General features: G+C 65.8%; 10 protein-coding genes. 5 read left to right on the top strand and 5 right to left on the bottom strand.

Features of this window, described 5'->3' with window-relative positions; genetic code table 11:
• Positions 1 to 489: 489 nt before the first annotated feature.
• On the top strand, positions 490 to 1,650 hold the full coding sequence (locus KBY93_RS11190; RefSeq protein WP_255094487.1) for an ABC transporter substrate-binding protein: 1,161 nt from the start codon (positions 490 to 492) through the stop codon (positions 1,648 to 1,650).
• A 72-nt stretch (positions 1,651 to 1,722) separates the two neighbouring features.
• Here KBY93_RS11190 and KBY93_RS11195 read toward each other — a convergent pair whose 3' ends face one another.
• From KBY93_RS11195 to acpP, 4 genes are all read right to left on the bottom strand, one after another.
• Positions 1,723 to 2,823, bottom strand: coding sequence for a glycosyltransferase family 2 protein (locus tag KBY93_RS11195; RefSeq protein ID WP_255094488.1), 1,101 nt, complete (start codon positions 2,821 to 2,823; stop codon positions 1,723 to 1,725).
• 35 nt (positions 2,824 to 2,858) lie between these two features.
• Complete coding sequence (gene tkt / locus KBY93_RS11200) at positions 2,859 to 4,871, bottom strand: transketolase (protein WP_255094489.1); 2,013 nt, start codon at positions 4,869 to 4,871, stop codon at positions 2,859 to 2,861.
• Positions 4,872 to 4,936: 65 nt separating this feature from the next.
• Positions 4,937 to 6,184, bottom strand: coding sequence for a beta-ketoacyl-ACP synthase II (fabF, locus tag KBY93_RS11205; protein WP_255094490.1), 1,248 nt, complete (start codon positions 6,182 to 6,184; stop codon positions 4,937 to 4,939).
• A gap of 8 nt (positions 6,185 to 6,192) precedes the next feature.
• Positions 6,193 to 6,435 (bottom strand): acyl carrier protein, encoded by a 243-nt coding sequence (acpP, locus tag KBY93_RS11210; protein WP_006172464.1) that lies wholly within the window; start codon positions 6,433 to 6,435, stop codon positions 6,193 to 6,195.
• A gap of 148 nt (positions 6,436 to 6,583) precedes the next feature.
• Between acpP and psaC the strand changes: the two genes are divergently transcribed.
• The 4 genes from psaC (at position 6,584) to KBY93_RS11230 (ending at position 11,305) form a co-directional block, all read left to right on the top strand.
• Positions 6,584 to 6,829 (top strand): photosystem I iron-sulfur center protein PsaC, encoded by a 246-nt coding sequence (gene psaC / locus KBY93_RS11215; RefSeq protein ID WP_006172463.1) that lies wholly within the window; start codon positions 6,584 to 6,586, stop codon positions 6,827 to 6,829.
• A 148-nt stretch (positions 6,830 to 6,977) separates the two neighbouring features.
• The gene (glmS, locus tag KBY93_RS11220) at positions 6,978 to 8,903 is read left to right on the top strand and encodes a glutamine--fructose-6-phosphate transaminase (isomerizing) (RefSeq protein ID WP_255094491.1); all 1,926 of its coding nucleotides are present in this window, start codon (positions 6,978 to 6,980) and stop codon (positions 8,901 to 8,903) included.
• A 29-nt stretch (positions 8,904 to 8,932) separates the two neighbouring features.
• Positions 8,933 to 10,195 carry a hemolysin family protein gene (locus KBY93_RS11225; RefSeq protein ID WP_255094492.1) on the top strand — a complete coding sequence of 421 codons (1,263 nt, stop codon included), beginning with the start codon at positions 8,933 to 8,935 and terminating at the stop codon, positions 10,193 to 10,195.
• 102 nt (positions 10,196 to 10,297) lie between these two features.
• Positions 10,298 to 11,305 (top strand): Gfo/Idh/MocA family protein, encoded by a 1,008-nt coding sequence (locus KBY93_RS11230; RefSeq protein ID WP_094555355.1) that lies wholly within the window; start codon positions 10,298 to 10,300, stop codon positions 11,303 to 11,305.
• Here the strand turns inward: KBY93_RS11230 and KBY93_RS11235 are convergent.
• Entirely contained in the window at positions 11,266 to 14,589 is a 3,324-nt protein-coding gene (locus KBY93_RS11235) for a glycoside hydrolase family 15 protein (RefSeq protein WP_255094493.1), read from the bottom strand. The two genes, KBY93_RS11230 and KBY93_RS11235, sit on opposite strands and share 40 nt — an antisense overlap.
• Positions 14,590 to 14,653: the final 64 nt, after the last annotated feature.

Genomic DNA, 14,653 nt, shown 5'->3' on the forward strand with positions numbered 1-14,653 from the left:
TCGACTGGCGAACGAGCCTGCTGCTGGAGCCCAGGCTGCCCGCCAATCAACTCATCAGTTTCTGGCCATCTTGCATGACTCTGACTATGCTGGCTTTGAATCTGCCGCGCAGCGGCTTAGTCCAACAAGCCCCTCGAGTGGTCAGGCCTCCATCTACTTTCTGCTGCGCCACCCTATGCTCCTTGCCTGCCACTCAGGGGCAGCGTTAGGCAGTAACGCCATAAAAACGGACCCAAATTCTCGGAAACCCAAATGATCACTTCCAACACCCTCTATAGGGTCGTCCGGGTTCAGCATAATAACAAGACTGGCAGCGCTCATACAATCGAATTGGGAGTGCGGCAATACCTAGTTTGAGGTGGATGGGTCAGATCGAGCGGACTTCTTTGCTGACAGTGGGGGCGGCTTGCTCAAAGATCCCTCTCTTTCAAGGCATGCTTTTCCTGATTTGGATCGGGGCGAGCCTTGAGGCCTCGTCAGAATGACCCGATGGCACGAAACCGAGCTTTCAACATCGATGTGGGCATCAGAGGTGTGCTGGTGGGCTGGGGCTCCGCCCTGGTTCTGGCACTGGGGTTCCCCGTTTCTGCCGGAGCGTTGGCGCCAGTTTTGCGGGTGGGAGTGGTGGATGGGGCGCCTCCGTGCAGCTACCGGGACGCAGGTGCGTGGCGGGGGCTGGCAATTGATCTATGGAGCCGGATTGCCACGCGCGAGCGTCTTGCTTACGTGGTCACGGAGATGCCCTCGGTCCAGGAGATGTTGGAGGGCACCCGCGACGGCAGGCTGGATCTGGCGGTGGGCTGCCTCAACGTGTCGCCTGATCGGCTGGAGCGTTACCGCTTCAGTCTTCCCTTCCAGGAGGATGGGTTGGCGGTGATGGTAGTGCAAAGCCGGCTTGATCTAGGCCGCTCATTCCTGGCTGCGCTGCTGACACCCGCGCTGCTGCAGCTGTTGGGCGGCTACCTGCTGGCGATTGCGCTTCTGGCGCTGCTGACCTGGAAAGTGGAGCGCTACCCCCAGCAGCCCCAGACCCTCAGCGACGGGCGCGTTCGCAGCTTCAGCAAAGTGTTCCAGGTGCTCGCGACCGGGCCGGGCAGCAATACCCTCGTGGCAACCACCCGGGGGAACACCATCGTGCTGGTGGCCTACGTGGTGAGGATCGTCTCAGCCTCTCTGCTGGTGGGCTATCTGACCGTGAATGTGGCACGGGAGGTGCAGGGCACGGCAAGCGGAGGGATCCGTTCCGAGTCAGATCTGCGCGGCCTGCGGGTGGGAGTGCGCAGCGGCACGGTGAGCGAAGCGTTGCTGAAGGAACTAAACGCCGCCAACACGGGCCCGAAGGTATCGATCCTGCCCCTGACCAGCATTCGTTCGGGGGTCGATCTTCTGGTTTCCAGGAGAGTCGATGCGTTGCTGGGCGACAACCTGCAGCTGAGCTATCTGTTGATCAATTCTCCGTTGAAAGGCTTTCTGCCAAGCCTGGCCCTGCAGGGCATTCGGCCTGAATCCCAGGCGTTTGTCTTTGCCCCTGGATTGCCTGAGGCCACTGCTCAACGGATTGATCTGGCGATCAGTGAACTAAAGCGCAGTGGCGTGGTGAGCTCCCTGCGACAACAAGCCACGACTGTTGTCAGTACCCCAACCCGCTGAATCGATCAGCCACGTCCAAAAGTCTTGCTTTGCTCAGCCCGATTTCTCCCCGCAAACCTCTGCTGAGCGCAGCTAAGGAGTGTTCCACACGAAGCGTGATGACGCCGCATAGTTCCACACGAACACCACCAGAATGCCGGCTAGTTGTGCCCAGAAGGTGTTGCGGGACACCAGGTTGTAAAACGTGGAGGCCACGCCCACATTGGCAAGCACCGGCAGGGAGGCCACCAGCAGGAACTTGAGCAGGCCCTTCAGCAGCGCTGTTCCCTGTTGGCGTTGGAAGCGGAAGGTGAGTGCGTTGTTGATCAGGTAATTGGAGCTGGCAGCCACCACCACCGCAATCGGCAGTGCTTGCTTGAAGACCAGCCCCGCGGTGCCCATCAGCGCCTGTACCACCAGCATCTGAACCGCCACTCCGCTCAGGCCCACCAGGGCGAAGCTGATGGCTCGGCGGGGAATCGAGCGCAGCAGCAGGGTGTGCAGAATTGACACCCCCAGATCCCAGACGATCGCCAGATCCAGCTTGGAATCACCAGCCACCCGGGCCTGGAAGTGCAGGGGAATTTCACTCACCCGCAGTGAACCGCGGCTGATCGAGAGCAGTTCGTAGAGAAATTTGAATCCATTCACATCCACCCGCCGCACATAGCGCAGGGCGGCCTCGGGCCGCAGGGCAAAGAAGCCGCTCATGTAATCCGTGAGCCGGCGGTAGCCCGGAAGGCTGAAGCGGGCAATGGTGTTGGCCCAGGTGGAGTTGCGGGTCCGCTTCTCACTCAGGCCATGAATGGCCGCCTCGGCGTGGAAGCGGCTGCCCACCACCAGATCGCTGCCGCTGCTCAGGAGAGCCTCAACAGCGGCTTCCACCGCAGCAGGCTCGTGCTGGCCGTCGCAGTCCATGACCACGATCACATCGCCGGTGGCATCGAGAATGCCCTCCTTTATGGCGCTGGCCAGGCCGGCGCGCCCCACCCGGCGGATCAGGCGCACACCGGCCTGGCCATGGGCCAGCTGTTTGACCAGATCCGCTGTGCCGTCAGCCGAGTCGTCGTCCACGAAGAGCACTTCAAGATCGAAGCGTTGCTTCAGTGGCAGCAGTTCCTCCAGGATCCTGGCGACGTTCTGCCGTTCGTTGTAAGTCGGCAGAACGATCGACAGGCGTTCCGGGGTGTCCATTGGCCCTGAACCCTGGCTTGTGGAGGGGGGGGTGCTCAGAGCGCCTTGGCCTTGGCGACCACGTTCTCCACGGTGAAGCCGAACTGCTCCAGGCAGACCGGCCCAGGAGCGGAGGCGCCGAAGCGGTCGATCGAAACGGTGTCACCGTCGAGGCCGACGTACTTGTGCCAGCCGAAGGAGCCGGAGGCTTCCACCAACAGGCGTTTGCGCACCGCGGAGGGCAGCACCGACTCGCGGTAGCCGGCGTCCTGCTCCTCGAACAGCTCCACGCAGGGCATGGAGACCACACGCACGTTGTGGCCCTCGCCGCGCAACTCCTTGGCTGCTTTGACGCAGAGATCCAGTTCGGTGCCGGAGCCGATCAGGATCAGCTCGGGGCTGCCGTTGCTGTCTTCAAGGATGTAACCGCCCTTGGCCACATGCTCGGGAGCCGAGTTGGGCTGGTTCACCATCGCCTGGCGGCTGAGGGCCAGCACCGTGGGCCGCTTGCGGTTGGTTACGGCCACCTGGTAGGCGCCACTGGTTTCGTTGCCGTCGCCTGGGCGGATCACCAGCAGGTTGGGAATCGAGCGCAGCGAAGCAAGGGTCTCGACCGGCTGGTGGGTAGGTCCGTCTTCGCCGAGGCCGATCGAATCGTGGGTGAGCACGTAGATCACGCCCAGCTCACTCAGGGCCGAGAGGCGCATGGCGCCCACCATGTAGCCGGCAAACACCAGGAAGGTGCCTCCGTAGGGAATCAGGCCGCTGTCGTGGTAAGCGATGCCGTTCAGAATCGCCGCCATGGCGTGCTCGCGCACACCGAAATGCAGGTAGCGGTTGGCTTCGCTGCCCTTCTGGAAACTCTTCTCCCCTTTGATGTCGGTGAGGTTGGAGTGGGTGAGGTCGGCGGAGCCGCCGATCAGCTCGGGCAGATCGGGACCGATCGCATTGAGAACGTTGTATGAATACTGGCGGGTGGCCAGTCCCTTGTCGTCGGGGGTGAAGCGGGGGAGCTTGGCGTCCCAGCTCTGGGGCAGTTCGCCGCGCAGCATGCGCTCGAATTCAGCGGCTTCGGCGGGGTGCTGGCTGCGGTAGGCCGCCAGGGTGTTGTCCCACTCGGCTTCCAGTGCTGCGCCGCGTTCGCGGGCCTTGCGCCACTGCTCATAGGCCTCCTCAGGCACCTCGAACGGGCCATAGCTCCACCCCAGCGACTTGCGGGTGAGATCGGCTTCCTCAGCGCCAAGGGCTGCGCCGTGCACCCCGGCGGTGTCGGCCTTGTTGGGGGAGCCGTAGCCGATGGTGGTGGTGACCTTGATCAGGCTGGGCTTGTCGGTGACCGCCTTGGCAGCTGCGATCGCCAGGCCGATCGCCTCGATGTTGGTGTTGCCTTCGGCCACGTGCTGCACGTGCCAGCCGTAGGCCTCGTAGCGCTTGAGCACATCCTCGGTGAAGGAAACCTTGGTGCTGCCGTCGATCGTGATGTGGTTGTCGTCGTAGAGGGCGATCAGCTTGCCCAGGCCGAGGTGACCGGCCAGGGAGGCGGCTTCACCGGAGATACCCTCCTGGTGGCAGCCGTCGCCCATGATCACGTAGGTGTGGTGATCGACCAGCGTGGTCCCAGGGCGATTGAATTTCGCCGCCAGATGGGCCTCGGCGATCGCCAGCCCAACCGCGTTGGAGATCCCCTGACCCAGAGGACCGGTGGTTACCTCAACCCCGGGGGTTTCGAAGGTTTCGGGGTGGCCGGGGGTCTTGGAGCCCCACTGACGGAACTGCTTGATGTCTTCGATCGAAACGCTGTCGTAACCGCTCAGGTGCAGCAGCGCATACAGCAGCATGCAGCCGTGGCCGGCTGAGAGGACGAAGCGGTCGCGGTTGAACCACTTCGGGTTGGCCGGATTGTGGCGAAGGTGCTTATCCCACAGGGCATAGGCCATCGGTGCCGCGCCCATCGGCAGGCCGGGGTGCCCGGAGTTGGACTTGTTGATCGCGTCGATCGCCAGGAAGCGAATGCTGTTGACGCAAAGGTTGTCGACGGACAGGGTGTCCACTGTGGGGGCGGCGACCATGGTTGGGGGGAGGAGTGGGGGGAGTGAGGCGTTCCGGGCGGCCCAGAGCTGGCAGTGCCAGCTCTTCAGCGCATCCGACGGAAGGCAAGGCAGACGTTGTGACCGCCAAACCCGAACGAATTCGAGAGCACGACGTTCAGTTTCTGTTCCCGCGCCTGATTGGGCACGACATCCAGATCACAGGCCGGATCCGGATTTTGGTAATTGATGGTAGGTGGTACGAGGTTGTGGCCTATCGCCAGGACGGCGGCCACGGCCTCGATCCCACCGCTGCCGCCGAGCAGGTGACCGGTCATCGACTTGGTCGAACTGACGGGAATCCGGTACGCGTGCTCGCCCAGAGCTGCCTTGATCGCCGCGGTCTCGTTGCTGTCGTTGGCCTGGGTGCTGGTGCCGTGGGCATTGACGTAGTCGACCTGCTCTGGCTCCACCCGGGCATCGGCCATGGCCAGCCGCATCGCTTCGGCGCCACCGAGGCCCCCTGGAGTCGGGGAGGTGATGTGATGAGCGTCACAGGTCATGCCGTAGCCCACCACCTCGGCCAGGATCTCGACCCCGCGGGCGCGGGCATTCTCCAGGCTTTCGAGCACCAGGATTCCTGCGCCCTCACCGATCACGAAGCCGTTGCGTTCGGCGTCGAAGGGGCGGCTGGCGGTGGCGGGGTCGTCGTTGCGGAAGGAGAGGGCCTTGGCACTGGCGAAGCCAGCCACCCCCAGGGGAGTGATCGCCGACTCAGCTCCGCCGCACACCATGGCGTCGGCCAGGCCGAGCTGGATCAGGCGGAAGGCATCGCCGATGGCATTGGATCCAGCGGCGCAGGCCGTGGATACAGCGCTGCTGGGACCCTTGGCCCCGAGCGCGATGGCGGTCAGCCCGGCCGCCATGTTCGGAATCATCATCGGCACGCAGAACGGGCTGACCCGGTCCGGTCCCCGGTCGGCGAGCACATGGGCCTGGCTTTCCATCATCAGCAATCCGCCCACACCGGAGCCGATCGCCACACCGATGCGGTGCTGCGTGCTCTCGTCGATCAGGAGTTGCGCCTGCTCAACCGCCTGCTTGGAGGCCACGACACCGAACTGACAGAAACGGTCCCAGCGCTTGGTCTCCTTGCGATCCAGCACATCGCTTGGATCGAAGTTCTTCACCTCGGCCGCGAATCGGCAGGCATGCCGTGAGGCATCAAACAGAGTGATCGGCGCCACCCCGTTAGAGCCGAGCCGCAACCCGTCCCAGTACTGGGAGACGTCGTTGCCGATCGGTGTGACCGCGCCGAGGCCCGTGACCACGACACGGCGGAGACCCTCCACCATCGACACCCTCAGGCCTGCTTATCCAGGATGTACTTGACGGCGTCACCGACGGTGGTGATGCCTTCGGCCGACTCGTCTGGGATTTCGATGTCGAAGGCCTCTTCCAGGGCCATGACCAGTTCCACCGTGTCGAGCGAGTCCGCGCCCAGATCATTCTGGAAATTCGACTCCGGCTTCACTTCAGCGGCATCGACGCTGAGCTGCTCGGCAACGATCGAACGGACTTTCTCGAAGATCGCTTCCTGTGACATGGCCGGTGTGAGGGAGGCCGCATCCTACGGGTCGCCCTGAACGCCTCCCTGGTCCGTATGAAAAAGGGTGACGGCCTGAGGCCACTGACGGTGGGCTTCCAGACGGTTTGAGTACTTTGACCGGACGCCGTTCGCTCTCTGGCCGGGCATGTCCCATTCAGTCAAGATCTACGACACCTGCATCGGCTGCACCCAGTGCGTCCGTGCCTGCCCTCTCGACGTTCTCGAGATGGTTCCCTGGGACGGCTGCAAAGCTGGCCAGATCGCCTCATCGCCTCGCACCGAAGACTGCGTGGGTTGCAAGCGCTGCGAAACCGCTTGCCCCACTGATTTCCTGAGCATCCGCGTCTATCTCGGGGATGAAACCAGCCGGAGCATGGGCCTGGCCTACTGAGGCCTGCACCCGCTCTGAGCACGTCCGCCCGGCTTGTCCGGGCTTTTTTTTGGCCGCCGGCATCGCTCACTCCTTCCGCCGCAATGCCGGCGGGCTAGGCGCGCGGGCGGTGATCCTTTAGAAACAGCCGAAGTCCGGCCCATCAGCCATGTGCGGCATCGTTGCGGTCATCGGCTCCCGTGAGGCGGCTCCCCTGCTGCTGGAGGGTCTGCGCCAGCTCGAATACCGCGGCTACGACTCCGCTGGCATCGCCACCGTCCAGGCGCCGGAGCCCGGCAGCGGCCACCTGTCCGGGCGTCTCACCCTGCTGCGGGCCGAGGGCAAGCTCGTCAACCTCACGGGCCGCTATGAGGCCCAGGGGGCCCTGGGTCACTGCGGCATCGGCCACACCCGCTGGGCCACCCATGGCAAGCCGGAGGAGCGCAACGCCCACCCCCATCTCGATGGCAGCGGCAGTCTTGCCGTGGTTCAGAACGGCATCATCGAGAACCACCGTCTGCTCAGGGAGTCGCTGCAGGCGGAAGGAGTTCACTTCCGCTCCGACACCGACACCGAAGTGATCCCTCACCTGGTGGCCCGGAAGCTCGGGGAGCTTCAGCGCTCGGGCAGCCAGCCTTCGCCGCAGCTGTTGCTCCAGGCGGTGCAGCAGGTGCTGCCCCAGCTGCACGGGGCCTATGCCCTGGCGGTGGTCTGGGCCGATACGCCCGGAGCGGTGGTGGTGGCCCGCCGCCAGGCGCCGCTGGTGATCGGTCTGGGGGAGGGGGAATTCCTCTGCGCCAGCGACACTCCTGCCCTGGCGGGCTTCACCCGCACCATCCTTCCTCTTGAAGACGGCGAAACGGCCCTGCTCACCCCGCTGGGCATCGAGCTCTATGGGCCGGCGGCTGAGCGGGTGCAGCGCGCCCCCAGCCTGCTGCAGGGCACCGAGCACGTGGCGGACAAGCGCAGCTTCCGCCACTTCATGCATAAGGAGATCCACGAGCAGCCCGAGACGGCGGCGCTCTGGGTGGCCCGCCATCTGCCCACCGAGTCGCCGGGAGTGCCCGGCACCCCGTCGCTGGTGGCCCTGCCGCTTCAGGATCAGCTCTTCGACGGGGTGGAGCGGATCCAGATCCTGGCCTGCGGCACCAGTCGCCATGCTGCCCAGGTGGGGGCCTATCTGCTGGAGCAGCTCGCAGGACTGCCCACCGCGGTGCACTACGCCAGTGAATTCCGCTACGCGCCACCGCCGCTGGCGCCCCACACCCTCACCATCGGCGTGACCCAGTCGGGTGAGACCGCCGACACCCTGGCGGCGCTGCAGATGGAGCAGAAGCGCCGGGAGCTGATCGCTGATCCGGCTTTTGCTCCCCGACTGCTGGGCATCACCAACCGGCCGGAGAGCTCCCTGGGCCGGCTGGTGCCCCACCTGCTCGACATCGGCGCCGGCATAGAGGTGGGCGTGGCCGCCACCAAGACCTTCCTAGGTCAGCTGCTCGCCTTCTACGGCCTAGCCCTCTCATTCGCCGAGCGCCGCTCCAGCCGCTCCCCGGCCCAGCTGCTCGAGCTGGTGGCCGGGCTGCGGGCCCTGCCCGCCCAGCTGCAGACCCTGCTGGAAGAGCAGGATCTGCTCTGCGCCGAGCTGGCCCACCAGTTCGCCGACACCCAGGATGTGATCTTTCTGGGCCGTGGCATCAACTTCCCGATCGCCCTGGAAGGGGCCCTGAAGCTCAAGGAGATCAGCTACATCCATGCAGAGGGCTATCCGGCCGGTGAGATGAAGCACGGCCCCATCGCCCTGCTCGACGCCCGGGTGCCGGTGGTGTCGATCGCGGTGCCCGGCACTGTTTTCGACAAGGTGCTCTCCAACGCCCAGGAGGCGAAGGCGCGCGATGCCCGGCTGATCGGCGTGGCCCCACGCGGCCCCGACACGGAGATCTTCGATGTGCTGTTGCCGGTGCCTGAGGTGGATGAGCTGCTCAGCCCCCTGTTGACAGTGATTCCGATGCAACTTCTCTCTTACCATATCGCCGCCCACCGCGGCCTTGATGTGGATCAACCTCGCAATCTGGCCAAGAGCGTCACCGTGGAGTGAACCCCTACCCGCCCGCTGCTCTTCTTCCCATGCGCCTGCTCGTTCTGCTGCTGGCCTTGCTGGCGCTGTTGGCCTTTTTCGCCGCAAGCGAGTTCGCCCTGATTCACCTGCGGCCCAGCCGGGTCAAGGTGCTCGCCGCCGACGGTCACGGCGGCGCCCTCTCGGCGGAGCGGCTGCAGCAGCGCCTGCGCCGGGTGCTGGTCGCCACCCAGCTGGGGGCGGCCCTGGCCATGGTGGCCCTCGGCTGGGGTGGCCGCGGTCTGGCGGTGCGGCTCGATCCTGGGGCCGAGCGCCTCTGGGTCGATGTGCTGGTGTTTCTGGCCCTGGTGGGGCTGGCCACAGTCGTCGGTGGCGTGGCGCCCAAGGCCTGGGTGATGCACCGACCGGAGAGCTCGGCCCTGCAGCTTGCACCCTTGCTGGAGTGGGTGATCCGCACCCTCTGGCCCCTGGTGATTCTGGTGGAGCGTTTCGCCAATGGACTGCTGCGCCTGCTGGGGCTGCCCCGCAACTGGGATGAGCTGGTGCCCGCCCTCTCCGCCGGCGAGCTGGAAACCCTGATTGAATCCAACAGCGTCACCGGTCTGCTTCCGGATGAGCGCAGCATCCTCGAAGGGGTGTTCTCGTTGCGGGACACCCAGGTGCGTGAGGTGATGGTGCCCCGTTCCGGCATGGTCACCCTGCCTCTGGAAGTGACCTTCGCCGAGCTGATGGAGGTTGTGCACGCCACCGCCCATGCCCGTTTCCCCGTCATCGGTCAGTCGCTTGATGACGTGCGCGGTGTGCTGGACCTGCGCCGCCTGGCCGAACCGATTGCCAAGGGCCTCCTGCAGGGCGACACTCCCCTGGCTCCCTACATCACCCCGGTGGCGCGGGTGCAGGAAACGGTGTCCCTGGCGGTGCTGCTGCCGCTGATCCGCAGCGGCCAGCCCCTGCTGGTGGTGGTGGATGAACATGGCGGCACCGAGGGCCTGGTCACCGTCGCCGACCTCACCAGCGAGATCGTCGGCGATGAGGACGATCTGATCACCATCCGCCAGAACCTGCAGCGGCTGCAGGACGACACCTGGCTGGTGGCCGGCGATCTGGAGATCTTCGAGCTCAACCGCCAGCTCAATCTCTCCCTGCCGGAGGCCGACGGCCATCACACCCTGGCGGGCTTCATGCTGGAGCGGCTGCAGCACATCCCGGCCCCCGGCGAGAGCCTGCGCTGGAAGGGGCACCAGTTCGAGATCAGCGCCATGGACGGCCCCCGCATCGAGCGGGTTCAGATCACCCGTCGCGCCTCCGACTGAGACGACTCCTCACCAGCGCTGGAGCCGCCGGAGCGGATGATCATTGATAATGCCTGGACTGGAGCGGCTGGAGATCACGTTGGCGGGTGTGCTGGTGCGGCGATGAGCAGCGATCCCATCACCCCGGTCAAGGTGGGGGTCATCGGCATCGGCAACATGGGATGGCACCACGCCAGAGTCCTGAGCCTGCTGCGGGACGCCGAGCTGGTGGGGGTGGCGGATCCCGATCAACGTCGCGGTCAGCTGGCAGTTGAGCAATTCGGCTGCCGTTGGTTCGAGAACTTCGACGACCTGCTCCCCGAGGTCGAGGCGGTCTGCATCGCCGTTCCCACCCTGCTTCACCACCGGGTTGGCATGGCCTGCCTCCAGGCCGGCCTGCATGTGCTGATCGAGAAGCCGATCGCCGCCAGCCAGGAGGAGGCCAGCGAATTGATTCAGGCCGCGGAACTGGCGGGGCGCCAGCTTCAGGTGGGCCATATCGAGCGCTTCAACCCCGCCTTTCGCGAACTGCTCAAGGTGGTGGCGAACGAGGAAGTGGTGGTGCTGGAGGCACGCCGTCACAGCCCCCATGCCGACCGAGCCAACGATGTGTCGGTGGTGCTTGATCTGATGATCCACGACATCGACCTCGTGCTTGAGCTCGCCGGCTCCCAGGTGGTGCGGCTGGCGGCGGCGGGCGGGCGCAGTTCCGACGGCCCGATCGATTACGTCAATGCCACCCTCGGTTTCAGCAATGGGGTGGTGGCTAGCCTCACGGCCAGCAAGATGGCCCACCGCAAGATCCGCAGCCTCAGCGCCCATTGCCGCGCCAGCCTGGTGGAAACCGATTTCCTCAACCGCCGGCTGCACATCCACCGCCGCGCCCACGAGTGGGTGTCTGCTGACCACGGAGAATTGCTCTATCGCAACGATGGCTTCATCGAGGAAGTGAGCACCACCTCGATCGAGCCGCTCTATGCCGAGCTGGAACACTTCCTGCTCTGCCTGCGTGGCCGCGAGGTTCCAGCCGTAGATGGCCAGCAGGCCTCCAGGGCCCTGATGCTGGCCAACCTGATCGAGCTGGCGGTGGATCAGCCCTCGCTCTGCATGGCCCTCGACGCACCCATCTGAGCGGCCGTCTCTCCGTCCCCATCCCCAGTCTCGATTTCGGTGAGGTCGCGCAGGGCCAGGATCTGCCAGCGGCGGCAACGGGCCGGTGAGGAGGTGTAGAAGAGATCCCAGGCCGCTGACTTCTGCTTGGCGTAATCCTCTCCGCCCAGCTCCGGGTGGGTCTGTTGCCAGCCCACCCGCACCGCGTGGCCGATCACCACGTCGAGGGCCAGGTAGTCGTCGAAGCGCACCTGGGGGTTGGCACCCACGAACACCACCAGCGAGAGCAGGGTCTCGGTGCAGAGCTGGCGATATTCAGGAGCTTCGATCTTGCTCAGCAGGTGGTCCACCAGGGCCGCGAAGTTGCGCTCACCCGGGGTCTTTTCCGAGAGCAGGGGCTCGCTCTCAAGGCGGTTGCGCCGCTCCAGCTTGTCGCCGATCACCAGCCCGCGGCAATGGTGGAGCAGATCCCAGATGCCGGCGTAGAAGTCGCGAGGGACCCGCTGCAGGGCTCCCAGGCGCTGGCGGTGCTGCATCCAGCCACAGCCGCTGCCCAGGGGCAGGTCGTCGAGGGGATCGGGCACCTCCCAGCGCACCCGCCCGCTCAGGTGGAGCTGCTCCTTGCGGCGCAAGGCCTCGCGGGCATGGTCCACATCTGCCAGCACCGTGCGCAGGCGCCGTCGGATGGCGTGGGGCGGTAAATCGCAGAGTGCTTCGAAGGCGTCGTCGGCGGTGAGATCCAGCTCGGCCGCCAGCTCGCCGGTGAGCAGGAGCAGCAGCTGCCCCAGCTGGATCGTCAGGCTGCCGCTGAGCAGCGCCTGCTCGGAGCGGGCCAGCCCGTCGAGGGCCAGCAGCAGCTCCTGCTGCAGCATCCACTCACGGCCGTCTTCACCGCTGAAGCGGCGGATCATGGCCCCGATCATGGCGCTGCCCTGGGGCTGGCTGATCAGCGACTCGTGGGTGTAGTTGCGGCCCACCACCACCTGCTTCTGACGCACCAGGATGTCGGTTAGGGCATCCTCAAGCTGGGGATGCACAAGCTGCATCAGTCCGGCGCAGCGCCGCACCACGTTCCAGTCACCCTCGGCCAGGCCCCGGCGGTAGATCTCCTCCACCAGCGCCTGCAGCTTCAGCGGTCCGGCGCTGGATGGGCCCTGAAGAATCGCGCTGCGCCCCAGCCGCTGCACCAGTTGCTCCAGCACTTCCGCCTGCTCGGGCAGAGAGGTGCTGCGCCAGAGCAGATCCGCCAGTCCGGGTATGGCGATGTCCTCCAGTTCCTGTTCCTGCTGGATCGTGAGCGGCTTCTGGCTGGTGCTGTGGCGCAGCACTGGGGCGGCCGGCTGGCTGCGCCTCGCCAGGGGCTGCTCCTGGGGTGGCGGCAGCTCCTCCCAGCAGACCTGATCGATCAATCCTTCGAGACGATCGAGCTGCACAGGTACCCCTTCCACCAGACCGCTGCGCAGGGCTTCACCCATGCGGATCAAGGTGGCGGGATCACGCTGGAAGGGACTGGCCGCCAGGGGGATCAACAGCAGGGGCAGGCCATCGCCGCGCCACTGCCGCTGGAGCAGCCGAAGCTCACTGGTCACGGTGTCAACCAGCTGCTCGGGGTCGTCCGCCAGATAGAAAGTGCCCTCCTCCAGCACCGAGGGCAGGAACGCCATCATCTCGTCGCAGCTGCCGTTCTCGCCACTTCCAGCGGGGCTGCGATACACCAGGGCCGTCGCCATGGTTTCCATGCGCACCGGCGGATAGCCACTGAGGCCAAGCCTGGCGTTCGCCCCCACCGAGGCCATGCGTCGGCCCAGTTCCCTGGAGCTGGCCACCCGCACCGAACCTTGAGGGCGGGTCACCGGCAGGCCGGCTTGCTCCAGCGCCGCGGCAATGGTGTCGTTCTCAGGCACCAGGGCCACCAGCACCCGCTCAGCGCCGAGGGGGGCCGGCAGGCGGCGGTGGCTGGGATCGATGTCCTCCGGACTCAACAGACCGTTGAGCAGCAGGTCCCCCAGCCAGGTGAGGCTCTGGGTCCAGAGCAGAGGCACGTTCTCATTGGCGATCCGTTCCTGGGTCCCGGGATGGAGTCGTTCCGCCTCAATCGCTTCGGCCGGCACCAGGTAGAGCTCGGGCAGTTCGGGCACGCCATCGACTTCCACACTCACCGCCTCAAGGCGTCGCCGCCAGTGCCAGGCCTCGCTCCAGCGCTCCTCGCAGCAGGCCGTGACCAGCTCATAGGCGAAGAACAGGGGCCACTCGCACTCGATGCCCTCGAACTGGGCCAGTTCCTCCGGTTCGTAGTGGAGCCGTTCGTGGTCCTCCACCAGGGTCTGGTGGCCGTCGCGGCGAAAGCGCTTGTAGCCGTAGGCGCCGCCGAGATCCCGGCGGATCTTGCTGCGCGTGCGCTCCACCAGCTCCGGGTCATCCACCGCCCAGGCGGGGTAGCCGATCACGGAGAGGCAGGCGCTGTCCACCTCCTTGCTGGCCGACTCCCGCGGCAGCAGGGCCTGCAGTGCCCGCCGCAGCCGCACAATCGCCGGATGGGGGATGTGCAGGCAGAAGCTGCCGTCGCCATATGGGCCGTAGAGATCGAGGCCCTCCAGGGACTCCAGGGCCGCCTTGACCAGGCCGATCGAGCTGGCGTTGCGCTCCGGTTCGCCGTGGTTGCCCTTGTCGCCCCGCTCCCAGATGCCGTAGTCGGCGATCCTGTAGGCCCGAGCCACGTAATACACCAGGTTCTGCAGGAAATCCCGCTCATGGCTGCTCTGCACCACCACCAGCCCGGACCGGGTCAGCTGGGCCAGTTGCAGCAGATAAAGGGCCGTGGCGTCGAGCTGCAGATGCCCCCAGCCGTCGTCGGGCACCACCGGGTTGCCCGTGCCGGTGTCGAACTTGGCATGGATGGCGTCGAGCCGGTCGAGGCTGCGCTTGAAGCGCTCCACCTTCGGTGCTTGGCGCATCATGGCGCTGAGCAGGCCGCGCATCAGTTGCAGCACCCGCTGGTTCAGCTCATGGCTGCGGGTGCAGGGTCCCTTCAGGCGGCGGTGGGCCTGGGCCAGCCCCCAGACGCACTGAATCGAGTAGACGCAATCCCGCACCCAGGCATCGCCGTAGTTGCCGTGCACGGTGTTGGCTGTGCTCGCCGGCAGCAGTCCGCTGATCGGATGCTGACGGGCCAGCACCACCCGCTCGATCTGGCTGTCGAGGTGGCGAAGCAGCTCGTGGGCGTCTTCGTCGCTGAGCTGGCGGGCGCCCAGTTGCTCCTGCAGGGGCGGCTCCAGGCCCCCATCGCGGGTCCACTCGCTCGTCATGGTCGGCCTGGTTGCGAGGTTGATGGAGGGATCTGCCCTGCAGATGGGTACTCTCCCTAAATTC

The organism is Synechococcus sp. J7-Johnson (assembly GCF_024345795.1).
GTDB lineage: Bacteria > Cyanobacteriota > Cyanobacteriia > PCC-6307 > Cyanobiaceae > Regnicoccus_A.

Bases quoted from the DNA above. Each gene is read 5' to 3' on its own strand.
- KBY93_RS11190 (WP_255094487.1), top strand. From the start codon at position 490: ATGGCACGAAACCGAGCTTTCAACATCGATGTGGGCATCAGAGGTGTG.
- KBY93_RS11195 (WP_255094488.1), bottom strand. From the start codon at position 2,823: ATGGACACCCCGGAACGCCTGTCGATCGTTCTGCCGACTTACAACGAA.
- tkt (WP_255094489.1), bottom strand. From the start codon at position 4,871: ATGGTCGCCGCCCCCACAGTGGACACCCTGTCCGTCGACAACCTTTGC.
- fabF (WP_255094490.1), bottom strand. From the start codon at position 6,184: ATGGTGGAGGGTCTCCGCCGTGTCGTGGTCACGGGCCTCGGCGCGGTC.
- acpP (WP_006172464.1), bottom strand. From the start codon at position 6,435: ATGTCACAGGAAGCGATCTTCGAGAAAGTCCGTTCGATCGTTGCCGAG.
- psaC (WP_006172463.1), top strand. From the start codon at position 6,584: ATGTCCCATTCAGTCAAGATCTACGACACCTGCATCGGCTGCACCCAG.
- glmS (WP_255094491.1), top strand. From the start codon at position 6,978: ATGTGCGGCATCGTTGCGGTCATCGGCTCCCGTGAGGCGGCTCCCCTG.
- KBY93_RS11225 (WP_255094492.1), top strand. From the start codon at position 8,933: ATGCGCCTGCTCGTTCTGCTGCTGGCCTTGCTGGCGCTGTTGGCCTTT.
- KBY93_RS11230 (WP_094555355.1), top strand. From the start codon at position 10,298: ATGAGCAGCGATCCCATCACCCCGGTCAAGGTGGGGGTCATCGGCATC.
- KBY93_RS11235 (WP_255094493.1), bottom strand. From the start codon at position 14,589: ATGACGAGCGAGTGGACCCGCGATGGGGGCCTGGAGCCGCCCCTGCAG.